Origin of the sequence: Acinetobacter rudis (genome assembly GCF_000829675.1) — a bacterium.
Lineage (GTDB): Bacteria > Pseudomonadota > Gammaproteobacteria > Pseudomonadales > Moraxellaceae > Acinetobacter > Acinetobacter rudis.
Genome location: NZ_BBRX01000023.1, coordinates 12,235 through 28,092, shown reverse-complemented (window position 1 = coordinate 28,092; position 15,858 = coordinate 12,235). Strand labels below are relative to the sequence as shown.

The following is a 15,858-nucleotide window of genomic DNA, read 5'->3' as shown; positions in this document are numbered from 1 at the left end:
GCGAGGTTCTTATGAACGAAAAGAAACAATCCCGTTTGCGTCGTGCGAAAAGCACACGCTTGCACATTCGTGCATTGGGTGCGACTCGCCTGTGTGTAAACCGCACACCGCGTCACATCTATGCTCAAGTTATCTCAGCCGATGGTGGCAAAGTTTTAGCGCAAGCTTCAACTTTAGATGCAACTTTACGTGCTGGTACAACTGGTAATATCGAAGCAGCGACTAAAGTAGGTGCTTTAATCGCAGAACGTGCTAAAGCAGCTGGTGTTACAAAAGTTGCATTCGACCGTTCTGGTTTTAAATATCATGGTCGTATTAAAGCTTTGGCTGATGCTGCCCGTGAAAACGGCTTGGAGTTCTAATCATGGCGAAAGTTGAACAAAACGAAGGTCTCGTTGAAAAGCTGGTTGCCGTTGATCGTGTAGCCAAAGTTGTTAAAGGTGGTCGTATCTTCTCTTTCACAGCATTGACTGTGGTAGGCGATGGTAATGGTCGTGTAGGTTTTGGTCGTGGTAAAGCACGTGAAGTTCCAGCTGCTATTTCTAAAGCACTTGAAGCTGCTCGTCGCAACATGATCACTGTCGACTTGGTTGATGGCACTCTACAACATACTGTTCATGCTCGTCATGGCGCTAGTCGTGTATTCATGCAGCCTGCTTCAGAAGGTACTGGCGTAATTGCTGGTGGTTCTATGCGTGCTGTACTTGAAGCTGCTGGTGTACGTAACGTGTTGACGAAATGCTATGGTTCTACCAATGCTGCTAACGTTGTGAACGCAACTTTCAATGGTTTGCGTGACATGACTACTCCAGAGAAAGTTGCTGCTAAACGTGGCCTTTCTGTAGAACAAATTTTAGGGTAATCAATCATGAAAACGATTAAAGTTACCCAGATCAAATCTTCTTCGCATCGTTTGAAAAATCACAAACTTTGCCTACAAGGTTTGGGTCTGCGTCGTATTGGTCATACTGTAGAAGTGCAAGATACGCCTTCTAACCGCGGTATGATCAACAAAGTCTACTATATGGTTAGTGTAGAGGAATAAGCCATGACTCTGCGTTTAAATGAACTTGCACCTGCTGAAGGTGCTAAGCGCGAAAATCTTCGCGTAGGTCGTGGTATCGGTTCTGGTGTTGGTAAAACTGGTGGTCGCGGTGTTAAGGGTCAGAAATCACGTAAAAGCGGTGGCGTTCGTCCAGGCTTTGAAGGTGGTCAAACTGCACTTTACCGTCGTCTTCCTAAGTTCGGTTTTACTAGCCAAATCGCTTTGAAAACTGCTGAAGTACGTTTATCTGAACTTGCTAAAGTAGAAGGCGATATCGTTAGCCTCGAAACTTTGAAAGCTGCGAACGTAGTACGTAAAGATATGTTACGTGCACGTATTGTTCTTTCTGGTGAGATCACTCGTGCATTCACTGTACAAGGTGTTGCATTGACTAAAGGCGCTAAAGCTGCTGTTGAAGCTGCTGGCGGTAAAGTCGAGGAGTAATTGCGAGTGAGTATGTCTCCTAGTTCTTCAGGTCATGTCCACATGATGAAAGGCCAGCCGTTTCATGTTAAATATCGTGAAATTATCCGTCGATTAATGTTCTTAATTGGTGCGTTGGTGGTTTTTCGACTAGGAGCGCATATTCCGTTACCAGGTATTGATAATGTCGCCCTAGCACAGTTTTTTAAGGCTAATGAAGGTACTTTCTTAGGCTTGTTTAACATGTTCTCAGGCGGAGCATTAGAACGAATGTCTATTTTGGCGTTAGGGATCATGCCGTACATCTCTGCTTCGATTATCGTGCAGTTGATGTCGTCTATTGTTCCTTCGCTAGAGGCATTGAAAAAAGAAGGCGAGCAGGGTAAGCGTAAGATCAATCAATATACGCGTTACGGCACACTTCTACTTGCATTCGTTCAAGGCGTTGGTATGTGCGCAGGCTTGATTAGTCAAGGTATTACTTTGACCAGTGGCCTCGCATTTTACATTCCTGCATTAACATCGTTAATTGCTGGGACAATGTTCTTGATGTGGTTAGGCGAACAAATTACCGAACGTGGTGTTGGTAATGGTATCTCCATGATCATTTTTGCGGGTATTGTGGCAGGTTTACCAAATTTAGTTATCCAATCAGTTACTTCTCCGGATGTAAACATGATTGGTTTAGTGGTCTTCGGTCTACTCTCAATTGCGGTACTTGCAGCTATTGTTTTTATTGAAAAAGCACAGCGTCGTATACCTGTTAACTATGCGCAAAAACAGCAAGGACGTCGTGTCTTTACTGCGCAGCAAACGCACTTGCCATTAAAAATTAATATGGCGGGTGTGATTCCTGCAATTTTTGCCAGTTCGTTACTGCTCTTTCCAGCAAGTTTAGGACAATGGGTAGGAAGTGCTGATCCAAATGCTGGATTCACAAAGCGTTTCTTACAAGAGTTGTCTTTAAAATTGTCACCTGGAGAGCCTTTTTATTTGGTGCTCTTTGGTGCGTTAATTATATTTTTCTGCTATTTTTATACGGCGCTGGTTTTCAGTCCTAAGGAAGTATCAGAGAATTTGAAACGCAGCGGAGCTTATGTACCTGGTATTCGCCCAGGTGAGCAAACTGCTCGTTACTTAGATCATATTCTTAATCGTTTGACATTCATTGGTGCGATTTATATTACAGTGATCTGCTTGATGCCTATGATTTTGCAAAGTTCATTTGGTATTCCATTCCATTTGGGTGGTACCTCTTTGCTGATCGTTGTCGTGGTCGTTATGGACTTCATGGCTCAGCTTCAAGCACACTTAACTTCACATCAGTATGATAATCAATCATTAATGAAAAAAACGACTGCTCATCCTAAGGGATAAGCGCACTTAGAGGTTTCATTATGAAAGTTCAAGCTTCTGTAAAGAAAATTTGTGGTAGCTGTAAAGTTATCCGTCGTAATGGGGTGATTCGCGTAATTTGCAGCGCTGAACCTCGTCATAAGCAGCGTCAAGGTTAATTTAATTAAGACCTGTTGATTTCAGTAGGCAAATTAGGTTAATATCCGCCCCTCAAGATTTTGTGGGGCGGTTGATTATCTCTACTGCCTTTTTGGAGAATTTGAATGGCTCGTATTGCCGGTGTAAACATTCCGGATAACAAGCATGCTGTTATCTCTCTCACGTACATTTTTGGTGTAGGTCGTCACACTGCTAAGAATATCTTAGCTGCTGCTGGTATCGCTCCAACAACTAAAATCCGTGAATTAGATGATGCTCAGCTTGATGCGATTCGTGCTGAAGTTGCTAAGGTTCCTACCGAAGGTGACTTACGTCGCGAAATTTCCATGAACATTAAACGTTTAATGGATTTAGGCTGCTACCGCGGTCTTCGTCATCGTCGCAGCTTGCCTGTTCGCGGACAACGCACCAAAACTAACGCACGTACCCGTAAAGGTCCGCGCAAACCGATTAAAAAGTAAGATTTCTGGAAGCTAAAAGATGGCAAAAGATACTCGCACACGCAAGAAGGTCACCCGTACCGTCTCTGAAGGTGTTGCTCACATTCACGCTTCTTTTAATAACACCATTGTTACGATTACCGATCGTCAAGGTAATGCATTGGCTTGGGCTACCTCAGGTGGACAAGGCTTCCGTGGATCACGTAAATCAACTCCGTTTGCTGCTCAGGTAGCTGCTGAAGTTGCTGGTAAAGCAGCTTTAGATTACGGTTTGAAAAACTTGGACGTCCTTGTAAAAGGTCCTGGTCCTGGTCGTGAATCTGCGGTTCGTGCATTAGGCGCAGTGGGTTATAAAATCAACAGCATTACCGATGTGACGCCGATTCCTCACAACGGTTGCCGTCCACCTAAAAAACGTCGCGTGTAAGGAGAAACATTCATGGCTCGTTATATTGGTCCAAAATGCAAACTCTCTCGTCGCGAAGGGACAGACCTGCAGCTTAAATCTGGCGTTAAACCATTTGACGTCAAAACAAAAAAACATGCGAAAGCTCCTGGCCAACATGGTCAAAGCCGCGCGAAACAATCTGAGTATTCGCTACAATTACGTGAAAAACAAAAAGTACGTCGTATGTACGGTGTGTTAGAGCGTCAATTTAGTAACTACTATAAAGAAGCAGCTCGTGTTAAAGGCGCAACTGGTGAAAACTTGTTGAAATTGCTTGAAAGCCGCCTCGATAACGTTGTTTATCGCATGGGTTTTGGTTCTACACGTGCAGAAGCTCGTCAGCTCGTATCTCACCGTAGCATTACATTGAATGGTCGTCGTGTTAACATTGCGTCAATTCAAGTTAAAGCTGGTGACGTAGTTGCAGTTCACGAAGGCGCTAAACAACAATTACGTATTAAAAACGCAATTGAATTAGCTGCTCAACGTGGTACTCCGTCTTGGATGGAAATTGACCATTCAAAACTTGAAGGTACATTCAAAGCTGCACCAGATCGTTCTGACTTACCTGCTGAAATCAACGAAAGCTTGATTGTAGAATTGTATTCTAAATAATCCTTGAGGTAGCAATAATGACGCGTACTGCAAACGAGTTTCTAACACCGCAAGCGATCAAGGTCGAAGCGGCTAGCGGGACCTCGGCAAAAGTGATTCTGGAACCTTTAGAGCGTGGCTTCGGTCATACTTTAGGTAATGCTTTACGTCGCATCCTTCTATCTTCTTTACCAGGCGCTGCCGCGGTTGAAGTTGAGATTGAAGGTGTCGAACACGAGTACAGTACTTTAGAAGGCTTGCAGCAGGACATCGTCGAGCTCTTGCTGAACCTTAAAGGGTTGTCTATTAAGCTGTTCGATCAGAACGAAGCATATTTGACATTGGAAAAACAAGGTCCTGGCGATATTACCGCTGCGGATCTTCGTTTACCGCATAATGTTGAAGTGGTTAACCCTGAACATTTAATCGGCACCCTAAGTGCTTCAGGCGCAATTAAAATGCGCTTGAAAGTTTCTCAAGGCCGTGGCTATGAAACTTCTGACTCTCGTTTTCCTGAAGGAGAAACACGCCCAGTTGGACGTTTACAGTTAGATGCATCTTATAGCCCGATCAAACGTGTTTCTTACACCGTTGAAAATGCGCGTGTAGAACAACGTACTGACCTTGATAAACTGGTTATTGATCTTGAAACCAATGGTACTGTTGATCCAGAAGAAGCTATCCGTAAAGCGGCAACAATCTTGCAACAACAAATTGCAATCTTTGTTGATCTTCAGAAAGATCAAGCACCTGTTGCTCAAGAACCTCGTGAAGAAGTTGACCCTATCTTGCTTCGTCCAGTAGATGATCTAGAGCTAACTGTTCGTTCTGCTAACTGTTTGAAAGCAGAAAATATTTACTACATCGGTGATCTCGTACAACGTACTGAAGTTGAGTTGTTGAAAACTCCTAACCTCGGTAAAAAATCGTTGACTGAGATTAAAGATGTTCTGGCTTCTAAAGGCTTACAACTCGGCATGCGTTTAGAGAACTGGCCACCGGCTAGTCTCCGTATGGACGATCGTTTCGCCTATCGTAGCCGTTAATTAAGTAGGACTATCACCATGCGTCATCGTAATAGTGGTGTGAAATTAGGCCGTACCAGCAGCCATCGTAAAGCGATGTTCCAAAACTTGGCTAATTCTTTGTTTGAACACGAGTTGATTAAAACGACTGTGCCTAAAGCTAAAGAATTACGTCGTGTTGCTGAGCCTTTAATCACGCTAGCGAAGAACGACACTGTAGCAAATCGCCGCTTGGCATTTGCTCGTACCCGTTCAGCTGCAACCGTTGGTAAATTATTTACCGTACTTGGCCCTCGTTATAAAGAACGTAACGGCGGCTATCTACGCGTGCTCAAAGCTGGCTTCCGTGCAGGTGATGCTGCACCAATGGCTTATGTTGAGCTTGTAGATCGTGAAGTGAAAACTTCAGCAGAATAAGTTTTATTATTCTGAAAAGAAGGTCAGTTGAATAAACTGGCCTTTTTCTTTGCCTAAAATAAATATAAATTCAGTTTTGTCCCTAAGTGATATAAATTAAGCTTGATTAGTTGGAAGTTGACATTGTGTATTGTCAGTTTTATGTTTTAATAAGTTATAGTTAAACACAGGGTATAAAAACAACATGGATAAAAATGTAGATATTCTTATTGTTGGTGCTGGTATTTCTGGTATTGGGATTGCTGCGCATGTTTTAAGAAACTGTCCGGGTCGCCAATTTGAAATTATTGAACGTCGTGAAGCTCATGGTGGTACTTGGGATTTATTCAAATACCCAGGGATTCGTTCAGACTCAGATATGTCAACTTTTGGTTATAACTTTAAGCCATGGCAAAAAACCAGTGTTCTTGCTTCGGGTAATGCAATTAAGGGCTATATTGGCGAAGTGATCGATGAGTATAAACTCAAAGAAAAAATTCATTTCGGTCATCAAGTCGTTTCTGCAAACTTTGATAGTTCAATCAAAAAATGGATTGTTGAACTGATTGATCGTGATCAGAAGAAACAAACATGGCAGGCAAACTTCATTGTTGGTTGTACGGGTTACTATAATCATGATCAAGGTTTCCAGCCTGAGTTTGCACAGCAAGATCAATTTAAAGGTCAGATTGTTCATCCTCAGCATTGGCCTGAAAATTTGGATTATAGCGATAAGAAAGTTGTAATTATCGGTAGTGGTGCGACTGCGATTACTCTAGTGCCTGCAATGGTCAAGACAGGGGCAGGGCATGTCACCATGTTACAACGTTCACCAACCTATATTGCGTCAATCCCATCTATAGACTTAGTTTATGACAAGATGCGTAAGATTTTGCCTGAGAAGGTTGCTTATCAGTTGACGCGTGCACGTAATATCGGTGTACAACGAGGGATTTATGCTATTGCACAAAAACAACCTAAACTGGTGCGGAAATTATTATTAAAGGCTGTAGAAATGCAGCTTCAAGGTAAAGTGGATATGAAGCACTTTACCCCGAACTATAATCCTTGGGATCAACGCCTTTGTGTAGTGCCAGACGGTGACTTATTTAAAGCATTACGTGAAGGAAAAGCGAGTGTTGCAACGGATACTATTGATCACTTTACCGAAACTGGTGTTCAGTTAAAATCAGGTCAGCATCTAGATGCAGACATTGTTGTATATGCAACAGGTTTAGAAATCCAAATTATGGGCGGGATTAAAGCGAGTGTGGATGGTAAAGCAATAAATACCTCTAAGCACATGCTGTATAACGGCATTATGGTCAGTGATATTCCAAATATGGCAATGATTATTGGTTATATCAACGCATCATGGACTCTAAAAGTAGATATCGCAGCGGATTATATCTGTCGTTTGCTTAATCATATGGATCAACATAACTATGATGTTGTTGTTGCTAAAGGTGATGAGCGTGAGATGTTAGAAGATACCGTGATGGGTAGTTTATCTGCGGGTTATATTCAACGTGCAGTTAATGTTATGCCTAAACAAGGTAAACATGCACCTTGGAAAATCACCAACAACTATTTAGCAGATAAAAAAGATCTTAAGAAAGCAGGTTTTGATGACCCAACTTTGCAATTTACTCGTGCAGAAAGTCAGCCGAAAAGCCAAAGTAAAATCAAACTAGTCTCTTAAGTTTGTTTTTGTTGATTTAAAAAAGGGGGGGCTTCTAGCCCTCTTTTTTAATATCAGTAGAATTTACAATGAGGCTAGTAAGTTGAGTTCATTTACTTCAACTTGTTCAATGAACAGACATAATTGATCAAGGAATGATATTTTGCGTGCTTTCGAACAAAATGAACAATATATCAATTTTCAATCAGGCCAAATCTATTTTCAGCAATTTTCACCTGAAAATTCAGCCTCACTACAGCATCAATCGAGCAAAGCTGTAATTGTTTTATTACATGAGTCTTTGGGAAGTGTGGCTTTATGGAAACAGTTTCCTCAAGCATTGGCTAATGCAACTGGGCGTCAAGTTATCGCTTATGACCGTTTGGGTTTTGGTCGTTCGAGTCAGCGCTTTGATTTTTTGCCCGCTGATTTTGTTTGGGCTGAAGCACAGGGTGCTTTTGCTACACTGGTTGAAGCACTTGATTTAGACAAATTTATTGTTCTTGGACATAGTGTTGGCGGTGGGATGGCGTTGTCGATTGCAGCAAACTATCAAACCGAGTGTCTGGCGGTAGTTTCGATGTCAGCTCAAGCCAAAGTCGAACAACTGACTTTAGATGGAATTGAGGCAGCAAAAGAAAACTTTAAAGACCAAAAACTTTTTCAGCGTTTAGCCAAATATCATGGCGAAAAAACCAAATGGGTGCTTAACGCGTGGACTGAAACTTGGTTAGCACCACATTTTGCTACTTGGGATTTATCTGAAGTATTGAAACAAGTAAATTGTCCTGTGCAGGTAATTCACGGCAAGGTAGATGAATATGCTACACAAGCTCAACCTGAGCAAATCGCTACACAGGTTCAGGGTGTTGTTGAACTATGCATTTTAGAGGATTATGGACATTTTCCACATCAAGAAAAACCTGCAAAAGTCATCGAACTTGTGCAGGACTTTATAGATGAATTGGGGTGATTTTTATGCCACTTGGCTTAGTCATGTAAGGCCGTTCAAACTACATTGTTCTTGAAATAAGCTCTTTCATGATCTCATTGGTTCCTGCATAAATTCGATTGGCGCGGTTATCGATATAAGCGCGTGCAATTGGGTATTCCATCATATATCCATATCCACCATGCAGTTGTAGGCATTCATCGACCACCTTGGAATACATCTCTGATATTTTATATTTGGCTGCGGCAGCTGCATCGACAGCCAACTCTCCTTGTAATTGAAGTTCCATGCAACGATCCAAGTAGGCGCGGCAAAAATCTATTTCGGTGCGCATTTCTGCAAGTTTAAAACGTGTATTTTGGAAGCTTGAGATTTCTTTACCAAATGCAGTACGTTGCTTGGTGTATTCAAGCGTATGCGCTAGAGCAGCCTCTGCACCAGATTGACAGATAATGGCAACAATTAGGCGTTCCCATGCGAGTTCTTTCATGAGCATCATAAAGCCTAAGCCTTCTGCTCCGAGTAAGTTTTCTTTAGGAACACGAACATTGTCAAAAAAAAGCTCGCAAGTATCCTGACCTTTCATTCCAATTTTCTGTAGAGGCTTTCCTTTGCTAAAACCTAGACGATCTGCTTCTACCAACAATAATGATAAATTTGCAGAACCTTTCTCGTTATTCCCTGTTTTACAGACAACTATTGCAAGATCGCAAAGATAGCCATTGGTAATAAAAATCTTTGATCCGTTAATCACATATTCGTCATCTTGTAGTACTGCAGTTGTTCGAATAGCTTGAAGATCTGATCCTGTACTTGGTTCAGTCATGGCTATGGCACTCACAGTTTCACCTGTTGCCATACGTGGTAACCAGTATTGCTTTTGTTGTTCATTACCAAAGTTGTTGATGTAGTTTGCGACGATATCGGAATGCAACGAAAAACCTGTGGCTGAGTCTAGCGCATAGGCTTGCTCCTCAATCAAAATCATACTATAGAGCCGATCTACAGCAGAACCACCGTATTCGACAGGCATAGTACAACACAGTAAGCCAAGTTCACCTGCTTTTAACCAAAGATCGCGGTCTACATGTTGTTGAGCCTCATATTTTGAAGTATTGGGCACAACTTCTTTGGCATAAAACTTCCGAACAGTTTCACGGAAACTCTCATGTTCCGCTGTAAACAGTTGTCGTGGTAACATATTGGCTAAGGGGCGAATTTGACTGGTTTGCATATTGTTTATCCTAAATTTTTTTCTGTGTTGTGATGACAGTAGGGAAATTATGCGGCGAGCTCAATATGATGAATGCTCATTTGTTTTATCAATATTGATCGATTTGGTCAGTTCAATTTTGAGTGATGTATTGAGCAGCAGAGCTGATGCAGTGCTTTAACTTGGTTTAGTGTAGGAAAATAAAAGATGTTTGAGAATCTAAGTATCGAAGAGCGTAAAGTGATTTATCGTGCACGTCGCGGTTTGAAAGAAATTGATGTTTATTTCGATCCTTATGTGAAGACATACTATTTACAAGCCGATGCACATGAAAAAGCTTTATTTGCAGAATTGGTTGAACAAGAAGATCCTGATTTACTGGATTGGTTTATGGAGGTAACGGAACCTCCGCGTGAAGAGCTAAAACAGTTAATTTTGAAGTTAAAACACTATGTCCATGCTGGATAAGCCATCTGACGTACATTTTGACTACCCACTCAAGCCTAGTCGTCTGGCTAAGCTTGTTGGGTGGGGATGTCTACTGCTAATACTGGTTTTACTTTATGCACTACAGCATAGTGTCATCTTTTTGCTCTTTGTTGTGGTTGGCTTTTTTTGTTTATATCGACATTTTTCTCAAGAAAAACAACTTGTACTATTAACACACCTCGATCAAATGCTGTGGTCACTTCAGTACGCTGGGACAAAATCAATCCAAACAATTGAAATTATAAAAATTACAGACTATCAGTTGTACTTCATTATCACGACACGACAAAAATCGGAAAAAGACCTGATCATTTGGGTTGATCAGTTATCAAGGCTTGCCTTAAAAAGTATGAAAGCACGAGCTAAGCTAAGTTAAAAAGCGATTTTTTGCATTCAAATAAAAAAAATTAAATTAAACTTTACATATTAACTAGATAGTGTGATTTTTATCTCAAAATTAAGAATAATTAATTAATTAATGCAATTGTTAGACAATAAAGTACATATGAACTAAATTATGGTGTATATTACTTCTATTCGAACACATAGTTGGTTCTTAATAGGATTAATTAGGTTTTTTAGTTAGATATGCTGTGAAGCATCAATAAAAAGCCACCAATGTTTGAAATCAAATTTATCCCTCGTGGATTTACCGCTTTACAAGTAGCATGTGCAGAACCGTCGCAGTGCTACTTTTTTTTGTCTGAAATTTATGTAATAAGAAGTACTGCTTAATAATAAAATTGAGTAATATTAGAAGGATAATTCTAAGTGTTGATCTTTATTTGAACAAACTTGTTTGTTCATTAATAAACTTAACTTCTAAGCGCAGTGTAGAGGGAAGGGAAGATGCAAGAAATTGAATTAAAGAAGAAGAGTGCCTTAATCGCAAGTAGTATGTTGATTTCAGCATCACTACAGGTGTTTCAACCTTACTTTATTTACTGGCGATATGATTTGTGGGTTGAGCCTTGGCGTATCTGGACGGCACATTGGGTGCATGTTGGGTGGATTCATTATCTACTGAACATGCTGGCATTCATATGTTTACCTTTTATTTTTCCTCGTTTTAAAAATCGTTATCTGTTGAGCTTAATTTTATTTTTACCGATGGCAATCAGCCTGAGTTTTTATTTTATTTATCCATCAATTCAAGCCTATGCCGGTTTTTCAGGAGTGCTACATGGAATTTATGTCGCAGTTGCATTGCTGTATTTGCAGTTTGCTAAAGAGCGTAAGTTTGCATTACTGATTTTGGCATTGGTTTTGATCAAGCTTGTGGGAGAAAACATTTTTGCCCCAAGTCAGACAGCAGCTTTGATTGGTAGTCCTGTATTGACTGAAGCACATGTATTAGGTGCTGTTTGGGGTGCAGTTTTTGCTGGCATGTTTATGTCTTGGACTTGGTTTAAACAACGCATTACACATCAGAACAAGACCAAACTTTAACGCTTATGATCTAGTGGTTGGCTGAATTGAGCCATGTATTCGCTCGGCGTCATCGCAGTTTCACGTTTGAACATTGCACTAAATGCACTAGGGCTGTCATATCCAAGGTCGAGAGCGATATGTAAGATCGGCTTATTTTGGCTAAGTTCAGTCATGGCCTGAAGTAGTTTTGCTTGACGAATCCACTGTGCAAAATTCATGTTCAGTTCTTTTTGGAAGTGGCGTGACAATGTCTTACTGCTCATTGCAGCTGTTGCTGCAGCATGATGTAAGGTCCAATCAAAAGCCAAGTTGTCACGAATTTTCTGACAAAGTTGAATTAAGGCTGGACTTCGCGCCTCAGGCAGATGAAAAGCTAGGCTTGGCAGTAAAGTGACTTCATCTAGAATCAATTGTAATAACCGTTCATTGCGGCTATTCGTTTGGATGGGCTCGTCAATGTTTAACGCAGCACAAATTAACTCGCGCAGTAGAGCTGAGATATTGACGACAGAACAGTGCGTTGCAAGGTTTTTTCGCGCATTGGCTTTAATCCAAACACCACGTATATTTCCCTGTCCGCTGACATGTAAAGCATGTTTTTTTCCTGCTGGAATCCACAGTCCTCGGCCTGGGGGACAGATCCAAGTTCCCTCGGTTGTTTCAACCCGAATAACTCCAGTTAATGTATGAATTAATTGAATATACGGGTGTTGATGCCAAGTTTCAGTATGACCATGTGTATAGCATTGAGCGAATGCAAATACCTCATAATCGTCATATCCATGTGTTAATAACGTTGCCATGACATCCTCAATAAAAAATTGTCCATTTGGCGATAGTGAATGTCTATATGTCGCCTAAGTGCTGTTTGATTATTTTTTAACATAAGTTTCGATTGAAGTGTAGGTATCAGACAATGTTTCAAAAAGCAGCATTTTATCCTTTAACGGCTATTTTGTTTTGGGCGGGTAATGTCGTCGTGTCAAAAATGGCAAGTGGTGTAATTTCCCCAGTCGCAATAACTTTTTATCGTCTTGTCCTCGCGCTTGTCGTGATGAGTACATTTGTCTTAATACCTCTACTGAAAAATCGTGAAATGATTAAGCCTTATTGGAAACATCTGGCTTTAGGTGGCTTCTTATCTGTTTCGTTATTTCAATGGTTGTCTTATCAAGCGGCAGCAACAACCAGTGCAACCAATATGGCGATAGTGACATGTTTGATTCCATTATTGACCATGTTTTTAAGCAGTATAATGCTTAAAGATCAAGCAAGTTATGGCATGCTATTCGGTGGTCTTTTATCACTTTTTGGTATTGTGTATTTGCTCAGTCAAGGACAGCCAAGTCAGTTATTACAGGGTGGGGTTCATGTCGGAGATGGCTTGATGCTGATTGCTGCAATTGGCTTCGCACTTTATGGGGTATTGCTTAAACGCTGGAAAATGCCGATTCCTGCATGGCAAGCCAATTATGTACAAAGTGTTTTTGCTTTAATTTATGTGTTGCCATTTTTTCTATTCTTACCTGCCTCTCAGATGCAGTTGAATCAACAGACTATCCCGATGATTGTTTATGCCAGTATTTTTTCATCAGTATTGTTGTCGTACTTATGGATGGAGGGTGTGCGTCATTTGGGGCCAAACAAAAACAGCATGTATATGAATTTATTGCCAATATTTACAGCATTGATAGCTGTTGTTATGTTGGGCGAAGAACTTCATACCTTCCACTGGGTGGGTGGTGGTTTGACTTTATTGGGTATCTTACTTGCACAAAACTTGCAAAAACCAATTCGATTCAATTGGCGCCAAGATCCAAGTTTAGACTAGAACATTGAGTATTGTTGATAGAGTCAAAAAAACTCGGTGCTAACATGTGATAGCACCGAGTGATTTATTTGGCTGGACGTGGTTTGAATTGAATCACTCCAACCTCATCGGCAGGTTCTGGTATTTGTGGTTCTTCAACCTCAGTAGGGCGGTTTTCTGAGTAACCACATTCAATACATTCGATCCACTCATCAGTATCGTTGTTGAGCATGACCACACGATCCATCGCTTCACATTTTGGACATCGCGCACCGGCGATGAATCGACGTTTGATCTGCATATACGCACCATTTAATTCAATTTGCATGGTAGTTTAAAGGCTTTATGAGTGATTCGTCCAACCTTGATGACGTAATAACGCATCAATTTTAGGTTCACGACCACGAAAGTTCACAAAAGCTTGTAAAGCACTGTCTTTACCACCAACAGCCAAAATGGCTTTACGGAAATCAGCACCTGTAGCAGTATTGAATATTCCTTCTTGTTCAAAGCGATCAAAAGCATCACTGGCTAAGACTTCAGCCCATTTATATGAGTAGTAGCCCGCAGCATAACCACCTGCAAAAATATGGCTAAAGCTGTTTTGGAAGCGATTGCTCTGTGTGCTTGGGAGTACTGCGTATTTATTGCGAATATCATCAAGTGTGCTTTGAATTTGAGCAATACTGAGTGCAGGGTTTGCACTGTGAATATTAAGATCAAAAAGTGCAAATTCGATTTGACGCAGACTCTGCATACCAGATTGGAAGAAACGTGCATCGAGTAGGGCTTTGAGTAAATCAGCGGGTAAGCTTTCTTTCGTATCGATATGTTCACTTAAATTATTGAGGCTGTCTTGGTCCCAAGTCCAAAACTCCATAAATTGACTTGGCAACTCGACAGCATCCCATGCCACGCCGTGTGTGCCTGCAACAGAGATTTGGTCCACTTCGGTCAGGAGATGGTGTAAACCATGCCCAAACTCATGAAAGAGTGTGTTCACTTCATCATGACTGAGTAGCGCAGGTTGTTCACCAATTGGTGGGGTAAAGTTACCGACCATATAGCAAATAGGTTTTTGTAAACCAGTCGCTGTTTGCATACGTGAACGGAAACCACTCATCCACGCACCACCACGTTTACCATTTCGCGCATAAAGGTCGAAGTAGAATCCACCTAAGACTTGACCTTGATCCTCGATCTCAAAATATTTGACATCCTCATGCCAAACAGGGGCTTGGCGTTGAATGATTTGAATATCATACAAACGTTGTACCACCTGGAACAGGCCTTGAATTACTTTAGGTGCAGGGAAATAAGGTTTTAAATCTTCTTGAGAAAGTTTAAATAACTTTTGCTTTAATTTTTCTGAATAGTAGCTGCTGTCCCAAGGTTGTAGTTGGTCAATACCATCATCCGCAGCGATTTGTTTCAACTGCGCAATTTCTTGTTCTGCAGGGCCACGTGCATGTTCAGCCAGTTCGATGAGAAAGTTTTCAACGGTGGCAACATCAGGTGCCATTTTACTGGCCAATGAATATTCAGCATAGTTATTAAAGCCGAGCAAACTAGCCATTTCTTGTCGCAAGGCTAAGATTTCTTGCATAATTTCACTGTTATCGAACTCTGGTTGAGCTGACTGTTCAGAGGCACGTGTCGTATAGGCATGATAGAGCTGTTCACGCAGTGCACGGTCATCAGCATAAGTCATGATGGCAAGATAAGAAGGAATATCTAAGGTTGCAACTGCCTGTTCAAGCTCACGTTGTTGGCCATATTGTTTGAGTAGCTCAATACTGCTTTGTGGTAGACCTTGTAGCTGTGCTTCGCTTAAAGGTTGGAAGAAAGCTTGGGTAGCATCTAGGACATGATTCGAAAAGTCAGATGAAAGCTGAGATAAGCGTGAAGAAATCTCTGCATAGCGCTGTTTATCAGCACCAATTAAAGCGACTCCAGACAATTGAAAATCACGAAGTGCTAGTTTAATCGAACTTTGTTGTGCTGGGCTTAATTGATTAAACTCTGCGGCATCATGGACATGCTGATAGTGTTGATAGAGTACTGTATGTTGACCAAGCGCAGTGTAATATTCACTGAGGGCAGGCAGTAGTGCTTGATAGAGTTCACGAGTGTCGCTGTTATTCATGACTGCATTGAGGTGCGATAAGATTCCCCAAGATTCACTCATTTGATTTTCTAATTGATCAATGCGTTGAAGTACCGTCAGTTGTTGCTGGAAATTTGGCACAACATTATTTAGCTCTTTTAGAAATGCTTGACCATCTTGAATTGCTTGGTTGATCTGTTGTTTGAGTGTTTCAAGTTCGATTTGGTCAAATTGTGGCGTAGGTAAAGTTGCAAGTTCCAAATTCATGTGTACTGGCCGTTTTATTTAT

Annotated in this window: 21 protein-coding genes; 17 read left to right on the top strand and 4 right to left on the bottom strand. The window is 41.2% G+C overall.

Annotation, left to right across the window (positions count from 1 at the left end):
- The first annotated feature begins 11 nt into the window (after positions 1–11).
- From rplR to Aru01_RS06160, 13 genes are all read left to right on the top strand, one after another.
- Positions 12–362: a 50S ribosomal protein L18 gene (rplR, locus tag Aru01_RS06220; RefSeq protein WP_016654892.1), complete on the top strand. Its 351-nt coding sequence runs from the start codon at positions 12–14 to the stop codon at positions 360–362.
- Between the two features lie 2 nt (positions 363–364).
- A complete protein-coding gene (gene rpsE, locus Aru01_RS06215; RefSeq protein ID WP_016654893.1) occupies positions 365–862 on the top strand; it encodes a 30S ribosomal protein S5 in 498 nt (165 codons plus the stop codon).
- Between the two features lie 6 nt (positions 863–868).
- Entirely contained in the window at positions 869–1,045 is a 177-nt protein-coding gene (gene rpmD, locus Aru01_RS06210) for a 50S ribosomal protein L30 (protein WP_016654894.1), read from the top strand.
- Positions 1,046–1,048: 3 nt separating this feature from the next.
- On the top strand, positions 1,049–1,489 hold the full coding sequence (gene rplO, locus Aru01_RS06205; protein ID WP_016654895.1) for a 50S ribosomal protein L15: 441 nt from the start codon (positions 1,049–1,051) through the stop codon (positions 1,487–1,489).
- A gap of 45 nt (positions 1,490–1,534) precedes the next feature.
- Positions 1,535–2,845 carry a preprotein translocase subunit SecY gene (gene secY, locus Aru01_RS06200; protein ID WP_171068151.1) on the top strand — a complete coding sequence of 437 codons (1,311 nt, stop codon included), beginning with the start codon at positions 1,535–1,537 and terminating at the stop codon, positions 2,843–2,845.
- Positions 2,846–2,865: 20 nt separating this feature from the next.
- The gene (gene rpmJ / locus Aru01_RS06195; RefSeq protein ID WP_000867907.1) at positions 2,866–2,982 is read left to right on the top strand and encodes a 50S ribosomal protein L36; all 117 of its coding nucleotides are present in this window, start codon (positions 2,866–2,868) and stop codon (positions 2,980–2,982) included.
- Positions 2,983–3,087: 105 nt separating this feature from the next.
- A complete protein-coding gene (gene rpsM / locus Aru01_RS06190) occupies positions 3,088–3,444 on the top strand; it encodes a 30S ribosomal protein S13 (protein WP_016654897.1) in 357 nt (118 codons plus the stop codon).
- 19 nt (positions 3,445–3,463) lie between these two features.
- Entirely contained in the window at positions 3,464–3,850 is a 387-nt protein-coding gene (gene rpsK / locus Aru01_RS06185; RefSeq protein ID WP_001040166.1) for a 30S ribosomal protein S11, read from the top strand.
- 12 nt (positions 3,851–3,862) lie between these two features.
- The gene (gene rpsD / locus Aru01_RS06180; RefSeq protein ID WP_016654898.1) at positions 3,863–4,486 is read left to right on the top strand and encodes a 30S ribosomal protein S4; all 624 of its coding nucleotides are present in this window, start codon (positions 3,863–3,865) and stop codon (positions 4,484–4,486) included.
- Positions 4,487–4,503: 17 nt separating this feature from the next.
- Complete coding sequence (locus tag Aru01_RS06175; protein WP_016654899.1) at positions 4,504–5,511, top strand: DNA-directed RNA polymerase subunit alpha; 1,008 nt, start codon at positions 4,504–4,506, stop codon at positions 5,509–5,511.
- A gap of 18 nt (positions 5,512–5,529) precedes the next feature.
- Positions 5,530–5,907, top strand: coding sequence for a 50S ribosomal protein L17 (gene rplQ, locus Aru01_RS06170; protein ID WP_016654900.1), 378 nt, complete (start codon positions 5,530–5,532; stop codon positions 5,905–5,907).
- 184 nt (positions 5,908–6,091) lie between these two features.
- Positions 6,092–7,588 carry a flavin-containing monooxygenase gene (locus Aru01_RS06165; protein ID WP_016654901.1) on the top strand — a complete coding sequence of 499 codons (1,497 nt, stop codon included), beginning with the start codon at positions 6,092–6,094 and terminating at the stop codon, positions 7,586–7,588.
- 142 nt (positions 7,589–7,730) lie between these two features.
- Complete coding sequence (locus Aru01_RS06160) at positions 7,731–8,540, top strand: alpha/beta fold hydrolase (protein WP_016654902.1); 810 nt, start codon at positions 7,731–7,733, stop codon at positions 8,538–8,540.
- A gap of 40 nt (positions 8,541–8,580) precedes the next feature.
- On the opposite strand, the gene Aru01_RS06155 is transcribed toward Aru01_RS06160, so the two are convergent.
- On the bottom strand, positions 8,581–9,753 hold the full coding sequence (locus tag Aru01_RS06155) for an acyl-CoA dehydrogenase family protein (protein WP_016654903.1): 1,173 nt from the start codon (positions 9,751–9,753) through the stop codon (positions 8,581–8,583).
- Positions 9,754–9,939: 186 nt separating this feature from the next.
- Between Aru01_RS06155 and Aru01_RS06150 the strand changes: the two genes are divergently transcribed.
- The 3 genes from Aru01_RS06150 (at position 9,940) to rrtA (ending at position 11,670) form a co-directional block, all read left to right on the top strand.
- On the top strand, positions 9,940–10,200 hold the full coding sequence (locus Aru01_RS06150; protein WP_016654904.1) for an FAD assembly factor SdhE: 261 nt from the start codon (positions 9,940–9,942) through the stop codon (positions 10,198–10,200).
- Complete coding sequence (locus Aru01_RS06145; RefSeq protein ID WP_155757916.1) at positions 10,184–10,597, top strand: hypothetical protein; 414 nt, start codon at positions 10,184–10,186, stop codon at positions 10,595–10,597. The genes Aru01_RS06150 and Aru01_RS06145 overlap by 17 nt, the downstream gene beginning before the upstream one ends.
- Positions 10,598–11,070: 473 nt before the next feature.
- Positions 11,071–11,670, top strand: a complete 600-nt coding sequence (rrtA, locus tag Aru01_RS06140; protein ID WP_016654906.1) for a rhombosortase — start codon at positions 11,071–11,073, stop codon at positions 11,668–11,670.
- Here rrtA and Aru01_RS06135 read toward each other — a convergent pair.
- On the bottom strand, positions 11,667–12,455 hold the full coding sequence (locus Aru01_RS06135) for an AraC family transcriptional regulator (protein WP_016654907.1): 789 nt from the start codon (positions 12,453–12,455) through the stop codon (positions 11,667–11,669). The genes rrtA and Aru01_RS06135 overlap by 4 nt on opposite strands.
- Positions 12,456–12,568: 113 nt before the next feature.
- Between Aru01_RS06135 and Aru01_RS06130 the strand changes: the two genes are divergently transcribed.
- Positions 12,569–13,483, top strand: coding sequence for a DMT family transporter (locus Aru01_RS06130; RefSeq protein WP_016654908.1), 915 nt, complete (start codon positions 12,569–12,571; stop codon positions 13,481–13,483).
- Between the two features lie 64 nt (positions 13,484–13,547).
- On the opposite strand, the gene Aru01_RS06125 is transcribed toward Aru01_RS06130, so the two are convergent.
- Together Aru01_RS06125 and Aru01_RS06120 are read right to left on the bottom strand one after the other, a co-directional pair.
- A complete protein-coding gene (locus Aru01_RS06125; RefSeq protein WP_370736880.1) occupies positions 13,548–13,757 on the bottom strand; it encodes a YheV family putative zinc ribbon protein in 210 nt (69 codons plus the stop codon).
- Between the two features lie 48 nt (positions 13,758–13,805).
- The gene (locus Aru01_RS06120; protein ID WP_016654910.1) at positions 13,806–15,836 is read right to left on the bottom strand and encodes a M3 family metallopeptidase; all 2,031 of its coding nucleotides are present in this window, start codon (positions 15,834–15,836) and stop codon (positions 13,806–13,808) included.
- Positions 15,837–15,858: the final 22 nt, after the last annotated feature.